20 protein-coding genes are annotated in these 25,195 nt (G+C 70.5%); 13 read left to right on the top strand and 7 right to left on the bottom strand.

Annotation, left to right across the window (positions count from 1 at the left end; translation table 11 throughout):
* Positions 1 to 20 precede the first annotated feature (20 nt).
* Positions 21 to 317 carry a YciI family protein gene (locus EJ357_RS40330; RefSeq protein WP_126396703.1) on the top strand — a complete coding sequence of 99 codons (297 nt, stop codon included), beginning with the start codon at positions 21 to 23 and terminating at the stop codon, positions 315 to 317.
* Positions 318 to 320: 3 nt separating this feature from the next.
* On the opposite strand, the gene EJ357_RS40325 is transcribed toward EJ357_RS40330, so the two are convergent.
* The gene (locus EJ357_RS40325; protein ID WP_126396701.1) at positions 321 to 647 is read right to left on the bottom strand and encodes a plasmid stabilization protein; all 327 of its coding nucleotides are present in this window, start codon (positions 645 to 647) and stop codon (positions 321 to 323) included.
* Between the two features lie 88 nt (positions 648 to 735).
* Complete coding sequence (locus EJ357_RS40320) at positions 736 to 1,812, bottom strand: WD40/YVTN/BNR-like repeat-containing protein (protein ID WP_126396699.1); 1,077 nt, start codon at positions 1,810 to 1,812, stop codon at positions 736 to 738.
* A 248-nt stretch (positions 1,813 to 2,060) separates the two neighbouring features.
* Here EJ357_RS40320 and ssgD point away from each other — a divergent pair, with 248 nt between their 5' ends.
* The 6 genes from ssgD to EJ357_RS40290 all read left to right on the top strand — a co-directional run bounded on the left by ssgD (position 2,061) and on the right by EJ357_RS40290 (position 11,298).
* On the top strand, positions 2,061 to 2,477 hold the full coding sequence (gene ssgD / locus EJ357_RS40315) for a spore wall synthesis regulator SsgD (RefSeq protein WP_126396697.1): 417 nt from the start codon (positions 2,061 to 2,063) through the stop codon (positions 2,475 to 2,477).
* A 307-nt stretch (positions 2,478 to 2,784) separates the two neighbouring features.
* Positions 2,785 to 4,410, top strand: coding sequence for an ABC-F family ATP-binding cassette domain-containing protein (locus EJ357_RS40310; protein WP_126396695.1), 1,626 nt, complete (start codon positions 2,785 to 2,787; stop codon positions 4,408 to 4,410).
* 10 nt (positions 4,411 to 4,420) lie between these two features.
* A complete protein-coding gene (locus tag EJ357_RS40305; protein ID WP_126396693.1) occupies positions 4,421 to 6,688 on the top strand; it encodes an ATP-binding cassette domain-containing protein in 2,268 nt (755 codons plus the stop codon).
* A 99-nt stretch (positions 6,689 to 6,787) separates the two neighbouring features.
* Complete coding sequence (ddaH, locus tag EJ357_RS40300; protein ID WP_126396691.1) at positions 6,788 to 7,564, top strand: dimethylargininase; 777 nt, start codon at positions 6,788 to 6,790, stop codon at positions 7,562 to 7,564.
* Between the two features lie 217 nt (positions 7,565 to 7,781).
* Positions 7,782 to 8,756: an acyl-ACP desaturase gene (locus tag EJ357_RS40295; protein ID WP_126396689.1), complete on the top strand. Its 975-nt coding sequence runs from the start codon at positions 7,782 to 7,784 to the stop codon at positions 8,754 to 8,756.
* A 70-nt stretch (positions 8,757 to 8,826) separates the two neighbouring features.
* Positions 8,827 to 11,298, top strand: a complete 2,472-nt coding sequence (locus EJ357_RS40290) for a prenyltransferase/squalene oxidase repeat-containing protein (RefSeq protein ID WP_126396687.1) — start codon at positions 8,827 to 8,829, stop codon at positions 11,296 to 11,298.
* Here EJ357_RS40290 and EJ357_RS40285 read toward each other — a convergent pair.
* Complete coding sequence (locus EJ357_RS40285) at positions 11,279 to 11,533, bottom strand: WhiB family transcriptional regulator (RefSeq protein WP_175647691.1); 255 nt, start codon at positions 11,531 to 11,533, stop codon at positions 11,279 to 11,281. The genes EJ357_RS40290 and EJ357_RS40285 overlap by 20 nt on opposite strands.
* Before the next feature lie 270 nt (positions 11,534 to 11,803).
* Between EJ357_RS40285 and EJ357_RS40280 the strand changes: the two genes are divergently transcribed.
* On the top strand, positions 11,804 to 12,604 hold the full coding sequence (locus tag EJ357_RS40280; RefSeq protein ID WP_126400678.1) for a VOC family protein: 801 nt from the start codon (positions 11,804 to 11,806) through the stop codon (positions 12,602 to 12,604).
* Positions 12,605 to 12,961: 357 nt separating this feature from the next.
* Here EJ357_RS40280 and EJ357_RS40275 read toward each other — a convergent pair whose 3' ends face one another.
* A complete protein-coding gene (locus EJ357_RS40275; RefSeq protein ID WP_126396684.1) occupies positions 12,962 to 13,999 on the bottom strand; it encodes a LacI family DNA-binding transcriptional regulator in 1,038 nt (345 codons plus the stop codon).
* Between the two features lie 144 nt (positions 14,000 to 14,143).
* Between EJ357_RS40275 and EJ357_RS40270 the strand changes: the two genes are divergently transcribed.
* On the top strand, positions 14,144 to 15,025 hold the full coding sequence (locus EJ357_RS40270) for a hypothetical protein (RefSeq protein ID WP_228472755.1): 882 nt from the start codon (positions 14,144 to 14,146) through the stop codon (positions 15,023 to 15,025).
* Here EJ357_RS40270 and EJ357_RS40265 read toward each other — a convergent pair.
* A complete protein-coding gene (locus EJ357_RS40265; protein ID WP_126396682.1) occupies positions 14,974 to 15,972 on the bottom strand; it encodes an ornithine cyclodeaminase family protein in 999 nt (332 codons plus the stop codon). The genes EJ357_RS40270 and EJ357_RS40265 overlap by 52 nt on opposite strands.
* A gap of 14 nt (positions 15,973 to 15,986) precedes the next feature.
* Positions 15,987 to 17,003, bottom strand: coding sequence for a multicopper oxidase domain-containing protein (locus tag EJ357_RS40260; RefSeq protein ID WP_126396680.1), 1,017 nt, complete (start codon positions 17,001 to 17,003; stop codon positions 15,987 to 15,989).
* Positions 17,004 to 17,181: 178 nt separating this feature from the next.
* On the opposite strand from EJ357_RS40260, the gene EJ357_RS40255 reads away from it, so the two are divergent.
* The 3 genes from EJ357_RS40255 (at position 17,182) to EJ357_RS40245 (ending at position 22,610) form a co-directional block, all read left to right on the top strand.
* Complete coding sequence (locus tag EJ357_RS40255; protein ID WP_175647690.1) at positions 17,182 to 19,662, top strand: ThuA domain-containing protein; 2,481 nt, start codon at positions 17,182 to 17,184, stop codon at positions 19,660 to 19,662.
* Between the two features lie 56 nt (positions 19,663 to 19,718).
* Positions 19,719 to 21,875, top strand: a complete 2,157-nt coding sequence (locus EJ357_RS40250; RefSeq protein ID WP_126400669.1) for an OmpL47-type beta-barrel domain-containing protein — start codon at positions 19,719 to 19,721, stop codon at positions 21,873 to 21,875.
* A 198-nt stretch (positions 21,876 to 22,073) separates the two neighbouring features.
* A complete protein-coding gene (locus EJ357_RS40245) occupies positions 22,074 to 22,610 on the top strand; it encodes a hypothetical protein (protein WP_126396678.1) in 537 nt (178 codons plus the stop codon).
* A 101-nt stretch (positions 22,611 to 22,711) separates the two neighbouring features.
* Here the strand turns inward: EJ357_RS40245 and ligD are convergent, their stop codons facing one another.
* Positions 22,712 to 23,737, bottom strand: coding sequence for a non-homologous end-joining DNA ligase (ligD, locus tag EJ357_RS40240; protein WP_126396676.1), 1,026 nt, complete (start codon positions 23,735 to 23,737; stop codon positions 22,712 to 22,714).
* A 74-nt stretch (positions 23,738 to 23,811) separates the two neighbouring features.
* On the opposite strand from ligD, the gene EJ357_RS40235 reads away from it, so the two are divergent.
* Positions 23,812 to 24,882: an ATP-dependent DNA ligase gene (locus tag EJ357_RS40235; RefSeq protein ID WP_126396674.1), complete on the top strand. Its 1,071-nt coding sequence runs from the start codon at positions 23,812 to 23,814 to the stop codon at positions 24,880 to 24,882.
* Positions 24,883 to 25,195 lie beyond the last annotated feature (313 nt).

Genomic DNA, 25,195 nt, shown 5'->3' with positions numbered 1-25,195 from the left:
CCAGGGGTAGGCTCGCGATCATGTTCGTGCTGGAGCTGACCTACACCGCCCCGATCGAGGACGTCGACGCCGTGCTGGAGGCGCATGTGGCGTGGCTCGACGAGCTGTACGACAAAGGGGTGTTCCTCGCGTCCGGGCGCAAGAACCCCCGCGACGGCGGTGTCATCCTCGCCGTCGCGGAGGATCGGGCTCGGATCGAGGAGATCGCCGCGACCGACCCGTTCGTCGAAGCCCGGGTCTGCGCTTACCGCATCACCGAGTTCGTCGCCACGAAGACGGCGCCGGGACTCGAGCGGTACCGACAGACGCCCGCCTGAGCCTCACTTGCCGCCCAGCGCCTGCTTGAGCTGGCTCTTGTTCATGTCCGAACGCCCGTGGATGTTGCGTCGCTTGGCCTCCTCGTAGAGCTGCTCGTAGGTGGGCCCCTGGGAGCCCTTGCCCGACCGCTGACCGCCGCGCTTGCCGGACGACATGTCCTGGGTGGACGTGCGGCTGGCGGTCTTCGACTCACCGGAGCGGGCGCGCTCCTTGTTCACCGTCCGTGCCGCGATCTCCTTGGCCCGCTCGGTGCTCTCGCCCCGGTCCTTGGCGCTCTCCTTGATGTGCTCGTACTGGCGTTCACGCTTGGCACTCGAACCGCGTGGCATGTCGGGTCACTCCTCTCGCAGTCGGCGCCCGAGTACCCACATTGCGGCCCGGATCTCCAGCCGAACGCCCCGGCGTGCTCCGCGCGGCTCAGCTCTCCAGCCGCGCGACCCGGCCCTTCTCCCCCGCGGCCCAGCAGCCCAGGTCCGGCGTGCAGTCCACGGTGTCGTACGAGCCGGTGTCGACGGTCCGCCAGGTGCGGCCACCGTCGGTGGTGAGGTCGGTGCCGGTGGGGCCGACCGCGAGGGCGGCGGTGCGGCTGTGCGGGAGCCAGGCGACGCCGGAGCGGTAGGCGGTCACCGGCGTCGCGGCGGGCTGCCATGCGGCGCCCCCGTCGCCGGTGCGGGCCGCGGCCTGCGGGGAGGCCTGGTCGGGGCGGTAGTCACCGCCGACCGCCAGGCCGTGCGTGCGGTCGCGGAAGGCAAGGGCGAAGACGCCACGGGCCGGGTCGCCCGCCGGGATCGGCGTGTCGGCGACCGTCCAGGTCCGGCCCCGGTCGCCGGAGTGCAGCACGCGCGCGCGTGCGGCCCCGCCGGTGGCCATCCAGACGTCCTTCGGCCCGGACCCGACCAGGCACTGCCCGCTCGCCGCGAAGCCGGCCTCGCCCTCCAGCGCGGCGGGCATCCCGTCGCTCGGCAGCACCTTCCAGGAGCGACCGCCGTCACCGGTCGACAGGATGCGGAACTTCCCGTCCACCGGGTCGCTCATCGCCAGGCCGTGCCTGCGGTCGAAGAACGTCATGCAGTCGTAGAAGGCCCGTGGGTCGGTGTTGCGGAAGGACTCCGTCCAGGTCGCGCCGCCGTCGTCCGTGCGGTAGACCCGGGACGCCTCGCCCTCTCCGATGGCCAGCACCACGGCGCGCCGCGCGTCGAAGGCCTCGATGTCCCGGAACTGCAACTCCGCGGCACCGGGCGGCGAGACATCGCGCCAGGTCGCTCCGCCGTCGGCGGTGCGCAGGACGGTACCCGCGGTTCCGGCCAGCCAGGCGGTGCTCCGGCTGACGGCGGACAGGCCCCGGAACCGCACCTGCGGCTTGCCGCTGTCCTTGAGCTCCCAGTGCGGCGCCCGGCCCTGCGGCTCGTGCGCCTGCGCGGGCACGGCAGTCAGCGCGGCCAGCGCCGCCCCGCACACCGCCCCCACGGCCACTGTCCGAAAAGTGTGCCCCATCCGTCGCGTGCTCCCCGAACGCCTCATGGCGGGCGAAGCTAGCCCACCGCCACGGTGCCGTCCAGATGGCCCTACGGCCACATGTGACTTTCCCGGCACGGCGGACGAACGAGCCACTTGCGTGCATGACGGCGGTGACGGAGGTCACTCGGATTCCGGGTGCACGGATTGGCTGATTCCAACGTCTCTAACAGTGCCCGGTCTCGTCCGCCCGGAAGTCCGTCCAGCCGTCACAAGGGAGCAAGGCGTTGTCCACCGTCATCGAGCAGCCCGTTGAGGCCCGTCTCGTCGCCGCCGCGCCGCGGATGCCGAGCATTCCCGCGACCCTTCACTACGACCGGCGCGACCCGTTCGCCATCCGCATGACCTTCCCGGCCCCCGCCACTCTGGAGGGCGTGGAGGTGTGCTGGACGTTCAGCCGCGAGCTGCTCCTGGCCGGCCTGGAGGAACCCGAGGGCCACGGCGACGTCCGGGTGCGGCCGTACGGCTTCGACCGCACGGTCCTGGAGTTCCACGCCCCGGAGGGCACCGCGGTCGTGCACGTCCGCACGGGCGAGCTGCGCCGCTTCCTGCAGTCCACCAGCGATCTGGTGCCCCTGGGCCTGGAGCACCTCCAGCTCGACCTGGACCGCGACCTCGCGGAGCTCATGCGGGACGCCTGCTGAGGCACCCAACAGGCCCCTGCCGCCGGGTGACCGGCAGCGCCTCGTTAATTGCGTTGACACCGTCCTAGCCCTCTCCTACGGTGTACAACGTCCTGTTGCCGTCGATTGGAGAAGGACGTTGCTCGTCTGAGGTCCTGAGACACCGCGTCACACCTGAAGTGTGTGCGCAGCGTGCGACCTCGGCGTTCGAGCCGTCCTCACGGAACAGGGCTTTTCTCATGCCCAGGGCCTCTCACCGCCCGTTGGTCGCCGGTGTCTCGATACGCGTTTGCCCTTGATCACTTCGAGCAACCGCGGAGGCGCCCTTATGCCTACATCCATCACCTGTACGTCCCTTTCCTTCATCTGGCCCGACGGCACCACCGTATTCGAGGGCCTCGACGTCACGTTCGGTCCCGGCAGGACCGGGCTCGTCGGCGTCAACGGGTCAGGAAAGTCCACCCTGTTGAAGCTCATCGCCGGTGAGCTCACCCCGGCCGACGGCGCCGTGCGCGTCGCCGGTGAGGTCGGCTACCTCCCGCAGAACGTCACGCTCGACACCGCCCTGAAGGTCGACGAGGCCCTCGGCATCGCTGCACAGCGAGCCGCGCTGCACGCCATCGAGGCGGGCGACGTGGCCGAGGAGCACTTCGAGACCGTCGGCGACGACTGGGACGTGGAGGAGCGCGCGCTCGCCACGCTCGGCGAACTCGGGCTCGGCCACGTCGAGTTGGACCGCACGATCGGTGAGGTCTCCGGCGGCGAGTCGGTCCTGCTGCGCCTGGCGGCGCTGCTGCTGCGCCGCCCGGACGTCCTGCTGCTCGACGAGCCCACCAACAATCTCGACCTGTACGCACGCAGGCGGCTGTACGCGGCCGTCGAGTCCTGGCCGGGGGTGATGGTGGTGGTCAGCCACGACCGCGAACTCCTGGACCTCGTCGACCAGATCGCCGATCTGCGCTCCGGGGAGGTCACCTGGTACGGCGGCAACTTCTCGGCGTACGAGGAGGCACTCGCCACCGAGCAGGAGGCGGCCGAGCGCATGGTGCGCGTGGCCGAGGCCGACCTGAAGAAGCAGAAGCGCGAACTGGTCGACGCCCAGGTCAAGTTGGCCCGCCGCAAGCGGTACGGCCAGAAGATGTGGGACCAGAAGCGCGAACCGAAGATCGTCATGGGTGCGCGCAAGCGGGCGGCACAGGAGTCCGCGGGCAAGCACCGGATCATGCACGAGGAGAAGCTCGCCGGGGCCAAGGAGCGCCTCGACGAGGCGGTGGAGGCCGTACGGGACGACGACGAGATCCGCGTCGACCTGCCGTACACGGCCGTTCCGCCGGGCCGCGGCGTGCTCACGCTGCGGGATCTGGAGCTCGTGTACGGCGCGCGGGTGGCCGGCGGCCTCGATCTGCACGGTCCGGAGCGGATCGCGCTCATCGGGCGCAACGGCTCGGGCAAGACCACGCTGCTGCGCACGATCGCCGGGGAGCTGGCTCCGGTGTCGGGCGAGGCGACGGCGCACGTTCCGCTGCGGTTCCTGCCGCAGCGGCTGGACGTCCTCGACGACGAGCTGTCGGTCGCCGAGAACGTGGCCCGGTTCGCGCCGGGCGCCACCAACAACCGGATCCGGGCGCGGCTCGCCCGCTTCCTGTTCCGGGGTGCCCGCGCCGACCAGAAGGCGGCCACCCTGTCCGGCGGCGAACGCTTCCGGGCGGCCCTGGCGGCACTGATGCTGGCCGAGCCCGCACCGCAGCTGCTGATGCTGGACGAGCCGACGAACAACCTGGACATGGCGAGCGTACGGCAGCTCACCACGGCCCTGGAGTCGTACGAGGGGGCGCTGATCGTGGCCAGCCACGACCTGCCGTTCCTGGAGTCGATCGGCATCACGCGCTGGCTGATGGTGGAGGAGGGAGAACTGAAGGAAATCACGCCAGAGCCTGTCGGGTATCCCGCCTAGCTTCGACTGCATGGCCGATTTCACGCCCCCTTTCATCACCATCACCGGAGCCAGGGAGAACAACCTCAAGGACGTCACCCTCCGCATCCCGAAAGGCCGGCTGACCGTGTTCACCGGCGTTTCGGGATCGGGGAAGTCGTCGATCGTCTTCGACACGATCGCGGTGGAGTCGCAGCGCCAGCTGAACGAGACCTTCACGTGGTTCGTGCGCAACCGGCTGCCCAAGTACGAGCGCCCGCACGCGGAGGAGCTGGAGGACCTCTCCCCCGCGATCGTCGTCGACCAGCGGCCGATCGGGGGCCACTCCCGGTCCACGGTCGGCACGATGACCGACATCTACTCGGTGATCCGGGTGCTGTTCTCCCGGCACGGCACCCCGAGCGCCGGGCCGGCGACCGCGTACTCGTTCAACGACCCCTCGGGCATGTGTCCCGAGTGCGACGGCCTGGGCCGGACGGTACGGCCGGACTGGGACCGCATCCTCGATCCGGAGCGGTCGCTGGCCGACGGGGCGGTCCGCTTCCCGCCGTTCGCCGCGGGCACCTGGCAGGGACAGGCGTACACGAACAGCGCCGAACTCGACCCGCACAAGACCGTCGGGCGCTTCACCGCAGCCGAGCGGGAGTTCCTGATGCACGGCCGTCCCGGCAGCAAGGTCACCGTCAACGGCACGGGCGGTACCTGGACCACCGACTACGAAGGGCTCGCCACCCGCTTCGAGCGGCTGTACCTGAAGCGGGACCTGTCGGCGATGAGCCAGAAGACCCGCGACCTGGTGCGGGAGTTCCTGGCGGAGGGCACCTGCCCCGACTGCGAGGGGTCCCGCCTGAACGTGGCGGCACTCGCGACCCGTATCAACGGCCTGAACATCGCCGACTGCACGCACATGCAGGTCACGGACCTCATCGCCGTACTGAAGGACATCGACGACCCGGTCGCCGGACCGATCGCCCGGGCGGCCGTCACCGCGCTCGAACGCATCGACGCCATCGGCCTCGGCTACCTCAGCCTCGACCGCGAGACGTCCACGCTCTCCGGCGGCGAGGGCCAGCGCCTGAAGACGGTCCGCCACCTGGGCTCCAGCCTGACCGGCATGACGTACATCTTCGACGAGCCCAGCGTCGGCCTGCACCCGCGCGACGTCGGCCGCCTCGGCGATCTGCTGCTGCGGCTGCGCGACAAGGGCAACACCGTGCTGGTGGTCGAGCACGACCCGGACGTCATCGCGCTCGCCGATCACGTCGTCGACATGGGGCCGGGGGCCGGCGCGGGGGGCGGCCGGGTGGTGTTCGAGGGGACGCCGGGCGCGCTGGCCGGGTCGGGCACGGTGACCGGGCGGTGCCTGGGCCGCCGTATCGCGATCAAGGAAGAGGTGCGAACGGCGGGCGGAGGGCTCTGGGTGAAGGGCGCCGACCGGCACAATCTGCGGGACGTGACGGTCGAGTTCCCGACCGGGGTGCTCACCGTGGTGACCGGGGTCGCCGGCTCCGGGAAGAGCACGCTGGTCGCGGAGTTCACCGCCGCCCACACCGACGCCGTGGTCGTGGACCAGTCGTCGATCGGGATCTCGGCGCGGTCGACCCCGGCGACGTATCTGGGAATCATGGACACGGTGCGGAAGATCTTCGCGCGGGAGACGGGCGCCGAGCCGGGGCTGTTCAGCTTCAACTCCTCCGGCGCGTGCGGCACCTGCGAGGGCCGCGGGATCATCTACACCGACCTCGCCTTCATGGACCCGGTGACCACGACCTGCCACGACTGCGAGGGGCGGCGCTTCAAGGACGAGGTGCTGCGGCTGACCGTCGACGGCAACTCCGTCGCGGACGTCCTGGAGATGACGGCCGGGCAGGCGCTGGATCACTTCCAGGACGCGGGCGTACGGCGACGCCTGCGCGCCCTGCGGGACGTGGGGCTGACGTACCTCACGCTCGGCCAGCCCCTCTCCACCCTCTCGGGCGGCGAGCGCCAGCGCATCAAGCTGGCGACGCGGCTGCACCGGACGGGGGCGGTGTACGTCCTGGACGAACCGACGACCGGACTGCACATGTCGGACGTCGACGGGCTGCTCGGCCTGCTGGACCGGCTGGTGGACGCGGGCAACACGGTGGTGGTCGTCGAGCACAACCTGGACGTCGTGGCGCACGCCGACCGGATCATCGACCTGGGGCCGGACGGGGGCCGGGACGGGGGCCGGGTGATCTTCCAGGGAACCCCGCGTCAGCTCCTCGAAGCCCGCGACTCCTTCACCGCGGAGCATCTCAGGAGGGCCACAGCCTGACCACGAGGGTTTTGTACGGGCGGGTAGGCCCTGCATGATGGCGGGTCGGTGCCCCATGCATGAGGGCGCCTGAACCGCCACCGATCCGGAGATCCCGTCGTGCCCAGCAAGAAGGCCCTTGTCCGCCGCCCGAGCCCGCGCCTCGCCGAAGGGCTGGTGACGCATATCGAGCGGGAGAAGGTCGATGCCGATCTCGCGGTCGAGCAGTGGGAGGCGTACGTGGAGGCCCTGCGTACGCACGGCTGGGAGACGATCGAGGTGGACCCGGCCGACGACTGCCCCGACTCGGTGTTCGTCGAGGACACGGTCGTCATGTACCGCAACGTCGCGCTGATCGCCCGGTCCGGGGCCGAGTCCCGGCGCGAGGAGACCATCGGCGTCGAGGAGGCCGTGGCCTCGCTCGGCTGCTCCGTGAACTGGATCTGGGAGCCGGGCACGCTGGACGGCGGCGACGTGCTCAAGGTCGGCGACACGATCTACGTCGGCCGGGGCGGCCGTACCAACGCGGCCGGCGTCCAGCAGCTGCGGGCCGCCTTCGAGCCGCTGGGGGCGCGGGTCGTCGCCGTCCCGGTGAGCAAGGTGCTGCACCTGAAGTCGGCGATCACGGCGCTGCCCGACGGAACGATTCTGGGCCGCATCCCGCAGCTGGACGCCCCGTCGCTGTTCCCGCGCTTCCTGCCGGTGCCGGAGGAGTCCGGGGCGCATGTGGTGCTGCTCGGCGGCGACAAGCTGCTCATGGCCGCGAGCGCGCCGAAGACGGCGGAGCTGCTCGCCGACCTCGGGCACGAGCCCGTCCTGGTCGACATCAGCGAGTTCGAGAAGCTCGAAGGATGTGTGACATGTCTCTCGGTGCGCATGCGTGAGCTGTACGCCTGACCGGCTGCCCGATCACACTCTCAGCCCCAGGACCTGCGGGTCCTGGGGCCTTTCGCATGCCCGTGGACTCCCGACGGAACGGTGGCTGATCAGCAGTCTTTACATCCCTCTTAACCTACGGCTTCGTAACCTACGGATTCGTAGCCTACGATCCCGTAGGTTCCGGCATCCGCTCGCCGGTCACCTTGCCTGTGTCGTGCGTCCCCCAGGAGTACCCGTGACGATCACCTCCCCTCACCTTGGCAGCTCTGCCGGCTGGACCGACGCCCGATTGCTGTACGCGCTGGAGGAAGTGGTCGAGAAGGAACTCAACCGGCATCTGAAGGTCGCCAAGGACTGGATGCCGCACGAGTACGTGCCGTGGACGGACGGCCGCAACTTCCCCGGCTTCTTCGAGGACGGGGAGGCCTGGGAGAAGGAGCACTCGAAGGTCACCGAGATCGGCCGCATCGCGCTGGTGGTGAACCTGCTCACCGAGGACAACCTGCCCAGCTACCACCACGAGATCGCCTCGCTCTTCGGCCGTGACGGCGCGTGGGGCACCTGGGTGCACCGCTGGACCGCGGAGGAGGGCCGGCACGGCATCGTGATGCGCGACTACCTGCTCACCTCGCGCGCGGTGGACCCGGACAAGCTGGAGCAGTTCCGCATGTCCCACATGAGCGAGGGCTTCGAGTCGGACAACCGGCACTCGATGCTGCACTCGGTCGCCTACGTCGCCTTCCAGGAACTCGCGACCCGCATCTCGCACCGCAACACCGGCCACCAGTCCGGTGACCCGGTCTGCGACCGCATGCTGGCGCGCATCGCGACCGACGAGAACCTCCACATGATCTTCTACCGGAACCTCCTGAAGGCCGCCTTCGACATCGCACCGGACCTCACCATGCAGGCCGTGCGTGACGTCGTGGTCAACTTCCGCATGCCCGGCCACGGCATCCCCGGCTTCGAGCGCGCCGCCGCGCAGATGGCGATCGGCGAGGTCTACAACATGCGCATCCACCACGACGACGTGCTGCAGCCCGTCCTGCGCTTCCTGAAGATCATGGAGATCGACGGCCTCGGCCCGGAGGGCCAGAAGGCGCAGGAGGAGCTGGGGCTCTTCATGGGCGGGCTGGACGCGGAGGCCTCGAAGTTCGACGAGAAGCTGGCCGCCCGCAAGGCGCGCATGGCGGCGCGCGCCGGAGGCTGACCCTCCGTCCTGTCGCAGCGATTTACGACCACCCCCTGCGGTGCCACGGTGCACGCAGGGGGTGATTTTCATGGCCCAGACCCATGAGTGGATGTTCTACGAGGTCATGTGGCGCGGCTGGGCGGGGCGGGACCGGATCCCGTACCCCGTGCCCTGGTGGGCGCAGCAGGCCTTCCGGCGCTGGAGCGACGACTTCGACTCCGGCACGTACGACTCCAAGGAGGCGGCCCTCGCCTCGAACGCCCTGTACCGCTACTGGCACATGGTCGGGGTGAAGGACCACCGCCAGGAGTCCCTGATCGGGCAGGCGGGCGAGATCGAGCCCGTCTACGACAAGTACTGCCTCTCCTTCTTCCTGCACGACCCGGCGACGGGCGCCTTACGCCTGCCGCAACTCCCGGACGCCGGCCGGGTGGAGCAGCGGATGGAGGCGCCGCACCTGCCGGTGGTGCTCACGGCCTTCCGCACGCCGGAGGACGTCGAGTTCGTGCAGCGCACCTTCGCCACGACCGTCGGCCCGGGCGGGCGCGACCTGGTCGTCACCCGGGTGACCGTGGGCAGTCCGACCGGGCAGGTGCGCGAGGGACTGCTGTGCGCGGCCGTACTGCCGGCCGGGCCGAGCGGATTCCAGCGGCACGACCGCAACGGCCGGCACATCACCGACCGGCGGCTGACGTTCCTGCGCTATCTGCCGGACGAGCAGCGGGTGGAGACCAACGCGGGCTGGGGCCCGGTCTTCGACATCCCGCCCGAGCAGTACGGCGTCCACGGCAACACCGAGTTCTCCTTCGACCCGGACGCGTACCTCGCCGACAGCCCGTTCCACGACCTGGTCGTCGGCGGCAAGCTGAACGGCGCTCCTGAGGCGCAGGACCAGGTGGCCGGGCTGTGCAGCGCCGTGTTCGCGTGGCCGTTCCGGGTGGTGGACGACGCGGTGTTCGAGATCGACGTACGACTGCCCGTCGACGTGTTCGGCGGACCGGCCGACCTGGCGGAACTGAGGGGCACGCCGAGCGCCGAACTGGAGGCGGCCAACCGTGACTTCTGGACGGCGAAGCTCCTCGGGCAGGGGCTGCAGCCGGTGCTGCCGCGCCCGGTGGCGCATCTCACCGACCTGTTCCGGCAGGCGCGTTCGCAGCTGCTGATCCTCTCCGACCACGGTGAGATCCACCCCGGCCCCACGGTCTACGACTCCTTCTGGATCCGCGACTCGTCCGTGGAGGCGACGGCGTGCTCGCTCGTCGGGGATTCCGCGCTCGCCGAACGGCAGTTGGGGACGCACTATCCCCTGCGGTTCAACCGCGGGACGGGACGGATCGGGCCGTGCGCCGAGTACGGCTTCTACGGCGGTCCGCACGAGAAGGACGACCGTGAGTGGGACAGCAACGGTCAGGCGCTGTGGGCGATCGGCCGCCACGACCGGACGAGCGGCCCGCGTTCGGCCTTCGGCGCCAGGCTGTACGTCCCGTACGTGCGCGACGCGGCCCGCTGGCTCCGCGACAACCGCGACCAGTACGGGCTGCTGCACAGCGGCTGGAGCGCCGAGCACCTCGGCGAGCGCGACAAGCCGCACTACTGGGACGACCTGTGGGCACTGGCCGGGCTGTACGAGGCCGCGCGGCTGGCCGAGCGGATCGGGGCGCCGGAGGTCGGTGAGCTGTGGGGCGTCTTCGACGACGTGAAGCGGGCGACCGGCGACTCGATCCGCTGGGTGCTGGCCGAGCAGCGGCGGCGCGGGGCGTGGGAGACGTACATCCCGACCGGGCCCGCCGACGTCGGACGGCTCGACTCCACGATGATCGGCACGGCCGCCTACTTCCACCCGCTGCGCCTGCACATGGGCAGCAAGCTGGGCGACGACATCGACCGGGCGGCGCGCTGCACGCTCGACACGATGTACGCCCATTTCGTCACCGGCGGGTTCCGGCACGAGGCGGCCTGGAACGCGTACGGGCCCTATCTGACCATGCAGTTGGCGCACGCGTATCTGCTCGCCGGTGACCCGGCGCGCATGGACGCGCTGCTCGGCTGGACGGTCGCGGCCGGCTTTCCGACGGTGGCCGGGCGGGCGCCGGCGCTGGGCGCGTGGAACGAGCAGCACGCGTTCCCGGTGGCCTCCGACTTCCGTGAAGTGCCGTACAACCGCTGGTACATGGGCGACATCCCGCACGGCTGGGCGGCCGCCGAGTATCTGCTGCTGCTCCGCGACATCCTCTTCTTCGAGGCCGACGAGGACCGCGACCCGCACCTGTACATCGCGCCCGGCGTACGGCCGCACTGGGTGCCGGCGGGCGAGGGGATCGCGGTGGACGCCGCGCCCACCCTGTTCGGCGCGCCCTTCGGCTACCGGCTCGCCCACGACCCGGCCGGGCGGACGGTGACGGTGGACGTCACGCAGGCGCCGGAGGGAGTGCGGTTCGTGTATCCGTGCCGGTTCGGTGAGGTGCGGTCGGCGGCGGCGGACGGGCAGGAGCTCGCTGTGACGGGCCAGGACGTGCGGGTACCCGCCGGGACGCGGCGGTTCAGTGTGACGTACGCCTGAGCTCCAGGCGTTCCTTCTCCGACAGACCGCCCCAGACGCCGAAGCGTTCGTCGTTGTCCAGCGCGTACTCCAGGCAGGTGGAGCGGATCGCGCACATGCCGCAGATCCGCTTCGCCTCGCGTACGGAGCTGCCCGGCTCGGGGAAGAAGAAGTCCGCCCCGGTCTGTGCGCACAACGCCTCCTGCTGCCAGTCCAGGTCGGGCGAGGTGATCGTTGTGATCGTGTCGATGTGCATGCGCAGGATCGTGCCGGTCGGCGAAAAACGTTCGATCAACGCGGGATCAACGCCGTGTCTTCGGGCTCCCGGCCGACCCGATGGTCTCCCGCCCGGTGCCGCGGCGCACGGCGGCGCGCGGAAACGCGCGAGATGGAGGAAACCCGCACCGGTCACCGAGGGTGACCTCGGGCCTCGCCGCCATCGGTGGCGCGGTTCCGGCGGCGATTGTCAGTGGGCGGTGCAAGACTCGGCAGAGCAGACAACGGGACCCTTCCGAGGAGGGCGATGATGCTCACCACCCGTTACGTCACCGGCGCGCCGAACTGGATCGACCTCGGCACACCGGACATCGACGGTGCCAGCGCCTTCTACGGCGGCCTGTTCGGCTGGCGGTTCCAGCCGGGCGGGCCCGAGACCGGCGGTTACGGACTCTTCCAGCTCGACGGCAGGACGGTGGCCGGTGGTATGCAGACCACCGAGGAACAGGGTCCGCCGTCCTGGACGGTGTACTTCCAGACGCCGGACGCGGACGCCACGGCGAAGGCCGCCGAGCAGGCGCACGGCGCGGTGTGGATGCAGCCCACGGACGTGCTGGACCTGGGCCGCATGGCCATCCTCGCCGACAAGGCGGGCGTGCCCTTCGGCCTGTGGCAGCCCCGCGCCAACAAGGGCCTCGACGTCGTCCAGGAGCCCGGCTCACTGTGCTGGCTGGAGCTGTACACCACGGACGTACCGGCCGCGGCGGGGTTCTACAACGCGACGCTCGGCATGGAGACCTTCGCGCTCGACTTCTACGGCGGCACGTACACGACGTTCAGCCCCGCCGGCGCCGGGGAGGACGCCATGTTCGGCGGGGTCGTCGACAAGTCCGACGACCCGGCGGAGGCGGAGGGCCCCGCGTACTGGCTGGCGTACTTCGAGGTCACCGACACCGACGCCACGGTCGCCAAGGCACAGGAGCTGGGCGGCACGGTGCGCATGCCGGCCACGGACCTGCCGGACGTCGGCCGCATCGCCAAGCTCACCGACCCGTACGGGGCACGCTTCGCGGTGATCAAGAGCGCGCCGGCACAGCCTGGGAACGATTAGAGACGATACGTCCCGTTCCGTTCCGTTGGAGTGAGTGTGCGGCTTTCTCCTACTTCCTCTGAGTCCGGGCGCGGCCGACGCCGCCGTCTCCGCCGCCCGTAGACCCACGGCACCCGGCTCGTCCTCGACCAGGTCTCCTTCACCGTCCGCCCGGCGAGAAGGCCGCCGTCATCGGCGAGACCGTGACCCGGCCCGCGGACCTCCTCGTCCTCGACGAGCCGACCAACCACGTCGCGCTCGGCTCTTCCGCGAGCGGTCCCCGGGGGAACGGCTGGACCTGCGGGGCGGGCGGACGGGCGCGGAGGTCCTGCGCACGTCGGCGCCCTGAGCCGGCGCGCAGCGATCTGCGCGGACGGTCTACGCGGACGCGCGCCGCACCAGCGTGGTGGGCAGCACCACGCTGGACGGCGCGGCGGCGATGCCCTGCTCGCCGGCGTGCCGGTCGAGCCCCCGCAACAGCAGCCGGGCCATCAACCGGCCCATCTCCTCGATGTCCTGACGGACCGTCGTCAGTGGTGGGTCGGACTGCTCCGCCACCGGCAGCATGTCGTCGAACCCGACCACGGCGACGTCGTCCGGCACCCGTCGCCCCGACTCGCGCAGCACCCGCAACGCCCCCGACGCGGTGAGATCGTTGGCGGCGAACACGGCGTCCAGGTCCGGACAGCGGGCGAGCAGCTCACGCATCGCCCGTTCACCGCCGGCCGGCGTGAAGTCGCCCTCGACGATGAGCCGCGGATCGCCGTCGACCATGACATCCCGGTATCCGTCGAGCCGGTCCACCGCCGACGTCTGGTCGAGGGCCCCGGCGATGTGCGCGATGCGGCTGCGGCCGAGCCCGACGAGATGCCGTACGGCGTCTCGCGCGCCACCCCGGTTGTCGCTGTCGACGTACACCACGCCCTGCCGGTCGCCGCTCCAGCCGGGCCTGCCGCCGAACACGGTGGGCACTGCGGCGCGCTGGATCAGTTCGGGGAGCGGGTCGTCGAGGTGCAGCGAGAACACCAGCGCCCCGTCGACATGCCCGCCGGCGAGGTAGCGACCGACGCGGGCATGATCGTCCCGGCCCTCGGTCAGCAGCAGCACCAGCTGGTTGTCGTGGGCCGTCAGCTCCTTGCTGATGCCGCGCAGTTGCAGCGCGAAGAAGGGGTCGGCGAAGACGCGGGTCTCCGGTTCGGCCACGACGACCGCGACGGCGTCGTGCCGCCGGGTCACCAGGCTGCGGGCGGCCTGGTTGGGCACATACCCGAGCTCCTCCACCGCCTTGCGCACTCGCTCGACGAGCGGCTCCCGCACGCCGTCCCCGCCATTGACCACCCGCGAGACGGTGGCCCGCGAGACCCCGGCACGTGCGGCCACGGCTTCCAGGGTGGGACGCGGGGCGGTTTCGGTCACTGGGCGGCTCCTCGTCGGTGGTTGCGGATCAGGATAGCCCTGGGGTGAGCGGGCTCGTGAGAGCGCTCTCACCCCGGTGGGAAACACCTTGCGCTCGGCGTCGGGTACGGGCGAGGATCCGTCCCATGACGACGAGAAAGGCTCATGCCTACTAAGCGCCCCGAGACACGGCTCATGCCGTATGCCCGGCTGCCCCGTCGATACCACGACCGGCACATCGCGCACAGCACGGTCGACGCGTACGGCCGCGCGCACTGGCTGCTCACCGAGCATGACCCCGGTGGAGTGCCGGCTCATCCGTACGACGCGGTGGTGGTCACCGTCGGGGACGGCGTCCCCTACGAAACGCACCTCAGTGCGGTGCTGGCGGGCTTCCCGCGTCTGGAGGCCCTTGCGGACGACGGTTTCGTGCTCGCGGCGGCCCGCTCACGCACCCACGAGCAGCAGGTCCAGGTCTTCGACCCGTTGGGACGTTGCGGCGTGACGTTCCGGGTCGGGGACGCCATCGAACATCTGCTGGCCGACGAGAGCGGCGCCCTTTGGGTGGGCTACTTCGACGAAGGGATCTACGGCGATGACGAGTTGAGCCGGCCAGGCCTGCGGCGCTGGAGCCTTTCGGGCGAACCGCTGTGGACATACCGGCGGACCCGGGACGCAGGCGAGATCTCCGACTGCTATGCCCTGAACGTGCACCGCCGGACCGTCTGGGCCTGCCCTTACCAGCGGTTCCCGGTCCTGGAGATCGGGCGCGACGGGGGGATGCGGGTGCGGCAGAACTCCGTGCAGGGCGCGAAGGGCTTCGTGGTGCACGCCGACCGGCTGGTGTTCTTCGGCGGATACGGAGCCGACCACGACCGGCTGGTGGACTGCCGACTCACTGAGCAGACCGTCGAGGCACTCACCGAAGGGCGACTGAGCCGTCCGGACGGCGGCGCGCTCGGCCGCCGCCGGGTCGTCTCGCGCGGCCCACGCCTCTACATCCAGGAGGAGCCGGGCCTGGAGTGGACCGTGCTCGACATCTCCTGACGGGGTGAACGTCCTCTCTCCCGGTCCGGCGGAGTCACGCCAGCAGATCCACCCGCCGCCCGATACGCCGCCCAGCTCAGCGCCAAGTCCTGCCAGGGCAGCCCGACGGGTGCGTAGACGGTACGGCCCTCGGCGCTCACGCGGCCCGGATGCTCACCCCGCAGCACCTCCCCGAGCGTGGCGTCGGCGGCCGAGGCCGGAAGGTCCGCCGCCGCCAACGCCCCCATGCCCGCGGCGAGTTCCCGGTCGTCCACGACGAGCAGCGCGGCTCGCAGCAGATCGGCCGCCAGCTCCTGCTTGCCAGGCTCGTCGGCGCCCAGGCTGGTGAAGTGCTGGCCCTCCCGGGTGTCCGACAGCCGCAGCAGCGGGGTGCGGGCCCAGGTCGCCAGCAGTACGGTGTCGGCCGCCGCCGCGACCTCCTTCGCCGAGCCCACGGCCCGGCCACCGTGCCGTGCGGCGAACAAGGAGGCCCGCTCGGTGTCCGTGTCATGGACGACGAGTGCACGGGGCGGCCGCAGCACCGCCAGTCCCCGCATCATCAACTCGGCCTGGGCCCCTGTCCCGATCACCCCGAGGATCTCCCCGGCGCCGGCCAGCACATGCGTACCCAATGCCGCGGCCAGCCCCGTACGCCATGCCGTGACCGTCGCCGAGTCCAGCAGCGCCAGCAGTTCCCCGTCCCGCCCGCCGTGCAGGCAGATCACCCCGCGCAGGGCGGGCCGCGCGTCCGGGAACTTGGCGTTGACCTTCACCGTGTAGGCCTCGACGCCCGGCAGGAGTCCGGGGAGCAGGGCTGTCGCCGTGCCGGGGAACGGCAGATCGGTGCGCACCCGCTGCCCCGCGACCGGTACGGCGTCCGCGCACCGGAATCCCTCGGTCAGCGCGGCCAGGCACGTCTCCGGCTCCAGTACGGCTTCCAGGTCACCTCGCGTCAGAACAAGTGTCATCCGTCCATGATCCGTCAGTGCTCATGCGCGGACCCCGAGGCCGTCTCCTGACCGTGTTCGTGCGGGTCGTATCCGGGAATCGTGCCGTCCGCCTTCTTCACCAGGAACAACCCCACCATCCCCATGTCCGAATGGCTCTGTACATGGCAGTGGTACATCCACGCCCCCGCCCCGACCCCCTCCCCCGCGATCACCTGGAACCCGAAGGAGTCCGCCGGGCCGACGATCTTGTTGTCGATGACCTGGCTCGGGTCGTCGGGCCCGGTGAGCAGGCCCGTGCGGTTGTCCGCCCAGCGGTGACCGTGCATGTGGAAGGTGTGGTAGTACTCACCGTGCGTGATCACCACGAACTCGACGCGATCGCCCACCGTGGCCTCGAAGTCGGGACCGCTGTGCGCCGGCTTGTTGTTGATGAGCATGTCGTTGAAGACGACGGTGTGGGTCGCGTCCGGGAGGATGTCGCCCTTGCGCCGCACGATCACCGGGCCGTACAGGCCCTTGCGGATGCCGCCCGTGCCGTGTTCGGTGCCGACGACGTGGTCGTGGTAGTGCCAGTAACCCGCGCTGCCGGCCCGCCAGGTGCCGTCACCCCGTCGGCCCGGGGCGTGGGTGCGCCAGGTGTAGGTGCGGGTACCGCCGGGCTCGACGTGGCTCTTGTTCAACTTCGTGCCGTCGCTGGTGATCTCGTAGTCGAGGCCGTGGACATGCAGGCTCACCGGCACGTCCATCGTGTTCTCGAACTCGACGTGCAGGGTGTCGCCCTCGTTGAGCTCGATCAGCGGGCCGGGGATCGTCGCCTTGCCCTTCTCGAGGCCGTAGCCCATCTGCCCGTCGGCGAGCTTCTCGGCGTACAGCCTGATGTGCCTGACCTCGCCGCCGGCCGGCGCCGTCTTCGGGGGTGTGTCGGCGCCCACGGCCTCGGGTACCGATGCCAGCGACAACGATGTCGCGACGGTCGCGCCGCCCAGCAGGACACGTCTGTTGAAGGTGCGTCTGTCGAAGCCGCGACTGTTGAGGTTGCTCTCGTTCATGCCGAACTCCACACGGTGGTACGGAAATTACGGGGATGAACCCGGGAGACGGTACCGGCCACTCCCGCGTTTATCCACACTCAGGACAAAGTTGGTCCCAGTACGGCCATAGGTATTGGCGAGTCGTTCAAAGGGGTCTAGCTTCCTTGTCGCTGTTGCTGTGACCGTGGAGGTGCCCATGCACTTACGAGGGTTGAGCACGAGAAGACAGACCTGGGTGGCCACTGTGACCGCCGGGATCGTCGCCGCCGGGCTGATGTCCGCCCCGGCCGCCGACGCGCGCCCGGTTCCCGAGCCACCCCTGACAACGATGTCCGTCAAGTCGCCACCGGGCGGCGCCCATGCGCGTGTGCTGGTCTTCTACGGGTCCGCGGCCGCAGGCGAGGAGTCGCCTCTGGTGAACGCCGGCATCGAGGCGATCGAGAAGATCGGCCTGTCCGGCCCGACCGACCAGCGCTTCGACGTCGAGGCCACCAACGACGCCTCGGTCTTCACCGATGAGACCGAGCTGGGCCGTCTCAACGCGATCGTGTTCCTCACCGGGGGCGGCGACGTCCTCGACCCGGAGCAGGAGGCGGGCCTGGAGGCCTACATGGAGGCGGGCGGCGGTTTCGTCGGCATCCATGACGCGGCCCGCGCCGAGCCGTACTCGGACTGGTTCACCGGCCTGGTCGGCGCCCGTCCGGCGGCCGGCAGTCCAATGGCCGTACAGCGTGCGGTGGTCGAGGTCGGCGACCGGCGGCATCCGGCCACCAAGGACCTGCCGGTGCAGTGGAAACGTCCCGACCAGTGGTTCAACTGGACGAAGAACCCGTCGGGCGAGGTGCACACCGTGGCCCGGGTGCGCGAGTCGACGTACCAGCCGGGTGGCAGCAAGAACGGCTGGGACCATCCCGTCAGTTGGTGCCGCGACTACGACGGCGGCCGCTCCTTCTACACCGGGATGGGCGGCACGGTGTCGTCGTACGACGAGACCGACTTCCGTACGCATCTGCGCGGCGCCCTGCTCTGGACGACCCGGCTCGTGCAGGCCGACTGCAAGGCCACGATCACCGGCAACTACAAGGCGGAGCGCCTCACCCAGCCCAACCAGCCAGGCCAGAACGACCAGATCGGCGAACCGCACGGCCTGGTCACCGCTCCCGACGGCCGCGTGCTCTACATCGGCCGGGGCGGCGCCGACTCCTCCCAGCCGGTCGTCACCGACTGGAACAACCCGGAGATCGGCAAGGGCAAGGGCGAGATCCACGTCTACGACCCGAAGACCAAGAAGGTCACCCTGGCCGGGGCGCTCACGGTCTTCGGGAACAAGGGCGGCGGAGATGAGCTGATCAAGGTCGAGGAGGGGCTCCTCGGCATCGAGCTCGATCCGCGCTTCGAGGACAACGGCTGGGTGTATCTGCACTACACCCCGCACTCCCGGCTCAACCGCGACACGCGGATGGCCGAGCGGCGGGTCTCCCGTTTCACGCTCGACCCGGCCACGAGCAAGCTGGACCTGAGCAGTGAGAAGGTCCTGCTCAAGTGGCCGGTGCAGGTGCACAGTTGTTGCCACTCGGGCGGCGGGATGACCTGGGACTCCAAGGGAAACCTGTACATCGCGACCGGCGACAACAACTCCAGCCGCTTCAGCGACGGTTACTCGGGCAACAACCCCGAGCCCCACTACAAGGGCGTCTCCTTCGCCGACGCGCGCCGCACCGCCGGCAACACCAACAACCTCAACGGCAAGATCCTGCGCATCCACCCGGAGCCGGACGGGACGTACACCCTCCCGGACGGGAACCTCTTCACCGGCGAGGAGACCGACGAGGGCGGCGGCAAGACGCGCGGCGAGATCTATGTGATGGGCGTCAGGAACCCGGCGCGCATCTTCGTCGACCGGCAGACCGACATCCTGTACGCGGGCTGGGTCGGTCCCGACGCCTCCGCGCCCTCGACCACGTGGGGCCCGGCGAAGTACGACACGTTCGCCGTCATCACCAAGGCGGGCAACCGGGGCTGGCCGTACTGCATGGGCAACAAGCAGCCCTACCGCGACCGCAACCTGCCCGATCCGAGCAAGCCGCTGGGCTGGTACGACTGCGACCACCCGAAGAACGAGTCGCCGAACAACGACGGCCTCGTCAACCTCCCGCCGGTCACCGGCAACAACATCTGGTACTCACCGCAGGGCGGCGCCCCGGACTTCCCGCGTGACGCGAACGGCGTGCCGTCGTACAAGCAGGAGGAGGCCACGTATGCGCTGCCGTGGCTCAAGGGCGGGGGCCAGGCCGCGATGAACGGGCCGGTGTACCGGTACGACACGGCGAGCACGAGCGGGACGAAATGGCCGGCCTACTGGGACGGCAAGTGGTTCGTCGGCGACTTCTACGACGCCGACCAGCCGCGCAACGCGGTGATCACCGACCCGAGGACACACGGTGACGGCGGCCTGCCCGTCCACTCCGAGTCACTGAAGAAGATCGTGCCGATCGGCAACGACGGCATCAAGAACCTCATGGACTGGAAGTTCGGTCCGGACGGCGCGCTGTACGTGCTCGACTACGGCCGCGGCTTCTTCACCTCGGACGCCAGGTCGGCGCTGTGGCGGGTCACTTACACGGGCGGCGGGCCGACTCCGGCCGCCGACCGGCTGGCGAGAGGAGGAACCCGGTGATACGCCGACGCCATCGACGAAGAGTCTTCACGGCCCTGGTGGCCGCGCTGCTCGTGATGCTGGGGCTGCAGTCCGCGCCCGTCGCCGTCGGACAGCCCGACGCCCCGGCCGCGGCGGCCGCGCAGGTGCTCACCTGGACCGCGGGTGACGACATCACCAAGTACACGACGGCGCCCGCGACGGCCGTGGCCGGTCAGGCGACGATCGTCTTCGAGAACAGCACGGCGACCGGCAACACCACCGGAATGCCGCACACGCTGACGTTCGACACCTCCGACCCGGAGTTCAACAACGACGTCCAGCTCAACATCCTCGCCAACCCCAACGACGACCAGGGCGGCCGCCACACCGCCGAGGTCACCCTCACCCCCGGCCGCTACCGCTACTACTGCACGATCCCCGGCCACGGGCAGATGCAGGGCATCCTGGTGGTGACCGAGGGCAGCGGCGAGGACACCACGGCACCCGAGGCCTCGGCACACGTCAGCGGGACGCAGAACGGACAGGGTCAGTACGTCGGTTCGGCGAGCGTGGCCGTCCACGCCACCGACAACGACGGCGGTTCCGGGGTCGACCGCGTCGAGTACGCGATCGGCGACACGGGCGCCTGGCAGCCGTACACCACCCCGGTCGTCGTCGACCAGGTCGGCGACCACAGGATCCGCTACCGCGCCCTCGACAAGGCGGGGAACGTCTCGGCGGAGAAGAGCGTCGCGTTCACGGTCGTCGCACCGCCGACCGACGACACGACAGCGCCGGAGACCTCGGCGACCGTCAGCGGCGAGAAGAACCCCGACGGCACGTACATCGACATGGCGACCGTCACCGTCTCCGCCTCCGACACCGGTTCCGGCGTCAACACCATCGAGTACGCGATCGGCTCCGGCGCCTGGCAGCCGTACACCGCGCCGGTGATGGTGCATCAGGTCGGCACCCATACGGTGCGCTACCGGGCCACCGACAAGGCGGGCAACGTGGCCGCCGAGAAGAGCGTGCAGTTCACGGTGGTCGCGGCGCCCCAGCCGGACACCACCGCGCCGGTGACGGGCGTGACCGTCGAGGGCACGAAGAACTCCGACGGCGCGTACGTGGGCCATGCCAAGGTGACCGTCTCGGCGACCGACGAGCACGGCGGCTCGGGGCTCGACCGGATCGAGTACTCGCTCGACGGCGGACCGTACCTCGCGTACGGCGCCCCGGTGGTCGTCGACCGGGCGGGCACGCACACCCTCGCCTACCGGGCGACGGACAAGGCGGGCAACACCGCGGCGGCCCGCACGGTGACCTTCACCGTGGTGTCGAGCCAGGTTCCGGCGCCCAACTGCCCGGAGTTCGACGAGCGGTTGACGGTGATCGTCGGCACGGTCGACTCGGGTGTCCCCAACCGGCTCACCAACAGCCGGTGCCGGATCAACGAGCTGATCGAGGACGAGAGGCAGTGGACGTCCCAGGCGCTGTTCCTCAAGCACGTGAAATCGGTCCTGGACAAGCTCCTCAAGGACGGCGTCGTCGACCAGCGCGAGTACGACGCCATCCGCGTGGCCGCCCGCGAGTCGGGGATCGGCAGGCCCGGCCAGACCGAGGGCTACCGCACCATCCTCGACGGCAGCGCGGCGTCGTTCGCCAAGTGGCAGCAGGTGGGCGGCGGTTCGTTCGCGCCGAACCTCGACGGCTCGATCACCAGCGGCACCACCAGGCCGGGCCTCGGCATGCTCTGGTTCCCCGAGCGCAAGTACGGCGACTTCTCGCTCAAGCTCCAGTGGCGTGACGACGCACCGGGCACGGGCAACGCCAACTCCGGGGTGTTCGTCCGCTTCCCGTGGGTCCACGACCACCCCGAGGAGTCACGGCCGGAGTGGGTGGCCATCAAGTACGGCCACGAGGTGCAGGTGCTCGACCGGCCCGACGGCGACATGTACAAGACGGGCTCGGTCTACGGCTTCGACCGGGTGGGGCTCGCGGGCGCCGGCGTCACCCAGAAGGGCACGTGGAACGACTACGAGATCCGCGTGGTCGACCAGCACTACTCGGTCTACCGCAACGGCGTGCTGATCAACGAGTTCGACAACACCGGCGGCCAGGACTTCGTCCCCCCGCGCGCGGACGACCCGGGCACGGACGGGCGGCGGTTCGCCTCCGGCTACATCGGACTCCAGGTGCACGGCACGACGGATGTGGTGTCGTACCGGGACATCCGGATCAAGGAGTTGTAGCAGGCGCTCCCGCAGGGCCCGTTGTCAGTGGCGTACGGCATGCTGTCGATCAGTGGCGGCCCGCCGTACGCCACGGCGCAACGGGGAGGACAGCGTGTTCACGGAGATCGACGACGTCGACTGGGCGGCGGTCCGGCGGTGCGCGCCCCTGCCCGGTACGGACCTGCGGCGGCCGAAGCGGCCCCTCGGCTGCGGGAGTTGACCGCTTCCTCGGCAAAGTCGCTCACTCTTCGACTGGACGCGGCAAGGGCTCTGCTGGCGGTGACGGGCGAGGTCGAGCCCCTCCTGGCCCGGATCCTGCCCCTGGTCCGGGAGGGCATGGAGTCGCACCAGTGGCCCACGGAGAACAGCGCCCTGAGGACAGCCGCCGCGCTGGGCCCGGCAGGTGCGCCGCCGGCCCCGCGGCTGCGGGAGCTGGTCGCGAGACGCGACTCGTCCAAGGACGTGATGGTGGCCCTGTGGAAGGTCACCCGGGACGCGGACGAGATGCTTCCGATCCTGCTCGCCAACTGGACGGCGTTCCCGAGGGTCCGGCCGGACGTCGTCGCCTGTCTGATCGACATGGGTCCCGCGGCCGCACCCGCTCTTCCCCTCATCCGCGAGGAGTTGTCCTCCCCACGCCGTCACAACAACGACAGCCGCACCGACGACAGAAGCAACGTCCGGTACGACGTCGCCGCGGACGAGGGGCTGCTGAGGGACTGCCGTCGGCTGGTGGCGGCGCTGAAGGTCTGATGCGGGGGGGAGGATACGCACGGCTGTCGGGCCTCGCCGCGCCGTCCGGCCGTGTCCCTGGTCCGTCCGGCCCGGCACCCGGTCCGCCCAGCCTGGGTCCTTCAGTCCGTCCCGTCCGGCTCCTTCTTCGCCCGGCTCGGCTGCACCCGCTTGGGCTCCCCCGGCATCTTCGGATACTCGGGCGGGTACGGCAGATCGCCCAGGCCATGGTCGCGTTCGTCCTTGTTGGCCAGTTCCAGCAGGGCGTCCAGGGAGAAGCGGTGGTCGTCCATGTCGGCGTGTACGTCGCCGAGTTCGGCGAAGCGGGCCGGCATCGTCGCGATGTCGAAGTCCTGGGGATGCGCCACGCCGACCTCCTCCCAGCGCAGGGGTGCGGAGACCGGGGCGTGCGGGCGGGGGCGTACGGAGTAGGCGGAGGCGATCGTGCGGTCGCGGGCCGTCTGGTTGTAGTCGATGAAGATGCGCTCGCCCCGCTCCTCCTTCCACCACTTGATCGTCACCTGCTGCGGCATCCGGCGTTCCAGCTCGCGGCCCACCGCGATGGCGGCGCGCCTCACCTGGGTGAAGGTCCAGCGCGGCTCGATCGGCACGAAGACGTGCAGGCCGCGGCCGCCGGAGGTCTTGGGCCAGCCACGCAGGCCGCCGAACTCGTCGAGGACGGCGCGCAGTTCGTGGGCGGCGCGCACGGCGTCGTCGAAGTCGGTGCCGGGCTGCGGGTCGAGGTCGATGCGGAGTTCGTCGGGGCGGTCGACGTCGTCGCGGCGCACCGGCCAGGGGTGGAAGGTGAGCGTGCCGTACTGGGCGGCCCACAGGACGGCCGCCTCCTCGGTGGGGCACATCTCGTCGGCGCTGCGGCCGCTGGGGAACGTGATGTGGGCGGTGGGGATCCAGTCGGGCATGTTCTTGGGCGCCCGTTTCTGGAAGAACCACTCGCCGGTCACTCCGTCCGGGTAGCGCTCCAGGGTGGTGGGACGGTTGCGCAGGGCGCGCAGGATGCCGGGGCCGACGGCGACGTAGTACTGGGCGAGGTCCAGCTTGGTGAAGCCGCGCTCCGGGAAGAAGATCTTGGCCGGGTTGGACAGGCGCACGGTTCTGCCGCCCGCCTCAAGCTCCACCGCTTCGCCCATGCGAGCCACGGTAGGCCCACCGCCCACGCCTCGCACACTGGGCGACAGCCGCCGTATGCGCGCAGAATCGGACCATGGACCTGCCGGTGATGCCGCCCGTGAAGCCGATGCTCGCCAAGTCGGTGGCGAAGATCCCGCCGGGCATGCAGTACGAGGCGAAGTGGGACGGGTTCCGGGCGATCGTGTTCCGGGACGGGGACGAGGTCGAGCTGGGCAGCCGTACCACAAAGTCGCTGACCAGGTACTTTCCCGAGCTGGCGGCGGGATTGAAGGAGCGGTTGCCGGAGCGGTGCGTGCTGGACGGGGAGATCGTCATCGCGCGCGAGGGGCGGCTGGACTTCGACGCGCTCACCGAGCGCATCCACCCCGCCGACTCCCGGGTGCGGACGCTGGCCGAGAGGACACCGGCGTCGTTCGTGGCCTTCGATCTGCTGGCGCTGGCGGACCGCTCGCTGCTGGAGACGCCACTGGCGGACCGGAGGGCGCTGCTCACCATGGCGTTGCCCGGGGCGACGGCGCCGGTGCACGTGGCGCCGGCCACGACCGACGTCGAGACGGCCCGGGGATGGTTCGAGCAGTACGAGGGGGCCGGGCTGGACGGTGTCATCGCCAAGCCGCTCACCCTGCGCTATCTCCAGGACGAGCGCGCCATGTTCAAGATCAAGCACGAGCGGACGGCGGACGTCGTCGTCGCGGGATACCGCCTGCACAAGAGCGGACCGGTCGTGGGCTCCCTGTTGCTCGGTCTCCACGACGACCGGGGCACCCTCCAGCATGTGGGCGTGTCGGCCGCGTTCTCCATGAAGCGGCGCGCCGAACTGGTCGAGGAACTGGAGCCACTGCGCATGGACGACGTCGCGGGGCATCCGTGGGCGGCCTGGTCCGACGAGGCGGCCCATGAGTCGGCCCGGCTGCCGGGCGCGCCGAGCCGCTGGTCGGGCAAGAAGGACCTGTCCTGGGTGCCGCTCCGGCCGGAGCGGGTGGCCGAGGTGGCGTACGACCACATGGAGAACGGCGTCCGCTTCCGGCACACGGCCCGCTTCCGCCGCTGGCGCCCGGACCGCACCCCCGAGAGCTGCACCTACGCACAACTGGAGGAGCCGGTCCGCTACGACCTCGCGGAGATCTTCGCACCGCAGGCCTGAGTCGCGGAGTACCTGAATCGCCGCGTGCCCGATTCACCGCGTGCGAGTCGCCGCGTGCCCGAGTCGCCGCGTACCCCCAGTCGCCGCGGGCCCAAGTCCCGACAGGCCCCCTGCCGCAAGCCCAGTCGCACAGACCCGAGACGCGTATCTCAGTCACCGCAGGACCGAGCCAGCGCGTGGCCCAACTCCCCACGGGCCCCTGGCCCCGCAAGCCCAGTCACGCAGACCCGAGTCGCCTCGCGCCCGAGCCGCCGACCGCCTGCCCACGTCAACGCAAGCCTGGGCCACCGGGCGCCCCAGCCACCGCAGGCCG

Source organism: Streptomyces cyaneochromogenes, assembly GCF_003963535.1.
Classification (GTDB): domain Bacteria; phylum Actinomycetota; class Actinomycetes; order Streptomycetales; family Streptomycetaceae; genus Streptomyces; species Streptomyces shaanxiensis.
The sequence above is the reverse complement of the archived record's forward strand: the minus strand, read 5'-3'. Positions and strand labels throughout refer to the sequence as shown.

Bases quoted from the DNA above. Each gene is read 5' to 3' on its own strand.
- EJ357_RS40325 (WP_126396701.1), bottom strand. From the start codon at position 647: ATGCCACGCGGTTCGAGTGCCAAGCGTGAACGCCAGTACGAGCACATC.
- EJ357_RS40330 (WP_126396703.1), top strand. From the start codon at position 21: ATGTTCGTGCTGGAGCTGACCTACACCGCCCCGATCGAGGACGTCGAC.
- EJ357_RS40270 (WP_228472755.1), top strand. From the start codon at position 14,144: ATGCCTACTAAGCGCCCCGAGACACGGCTCATGCCGTATGCCCGGCTG.
- EJ357_RS40260 (WP_126396680.1), bottom strand. From the start codon at position 17,003: ATGAACGAGAGCAACCTCAACAGTCGCGGCTTCGACAGACGCACCTTC.
- EJ357_RS40250 (WP_126400669.1), top strand. From the start codon at position 19,719: ATGCTGGGGCTGCAGTCCGCGCCCGTCGCCGTCGGACAGCCCGACGCC.
- EJ357_RS40320 (WP_126396699.1), bottom strand. From the start codon at position 1,812: ATGGGGCACACTTTTCGGACAGTGGCCGTGGGGGCGGTGTGCGGGGCG.
- EJ357_RS40280 (WP_126400678.1), top strand. From the start codon at position 11,804: ATGCTCACCACCCGTTACGTCACCGGCGCGCCGAACTGGATCGACCTC.
- EJ357_RS40265 (WP_126396682.1), bottom strand. From the start codon at position 15,972: ATGACACTTGTTCTGACGCGAGGTGACCTGGAAGCCGTACTGGAGCCG.
- EJ357_RS40285 (WP_175647691.1), bottom strand. From the start codon at position 11,533: ATGCACATCGACACGATCACAACGATCACCTCGCCCGACCTGGACTGG.
- EJ357_RS40310 (WP_126396695.1), top strand. From the start codon at position 2,785: ATGCCTACATCCATCACCTGTACGTCCCTTTCCTTCATCTGGCCCGAC.
- EJ357_RS40235 (WP_126396674.1), top strand. From the start codon at position 23,812: ATGGACCTGCCGGTGATGCCGCCCGTGAAGCCGATGCTCGCCAAGTCG.
- ligD (WP_126396676.1), bottom strand. From the start codon at position 23,737: ATGGGCGAAGCGGTGGAGCTTGAGGCGGGCGGCAGAACCGTGCGCCTG.
- EJ357_RS40255 (WP_175647690.1), top strand. From the start codon at position 17,182: ATGCACTTACGAGGGTTGAGCACGAGAAGACAGACCTGGGTGGCCACT.
- EJ357_RS40290 (WP_126396687.1), top strand. From the start codon at position 8,827: ATGGCCCAGACCCATGAGTGGATGTTCTACGAGGTCATGTGGCGCGGC.
- EJ357_RS40305 (WP_126396693.1), top strand. From the start codon at position 4,421: ATGGCCGATTTCACGCCCCCTTTCATCACCATCACCGGAGCCAGGGAG.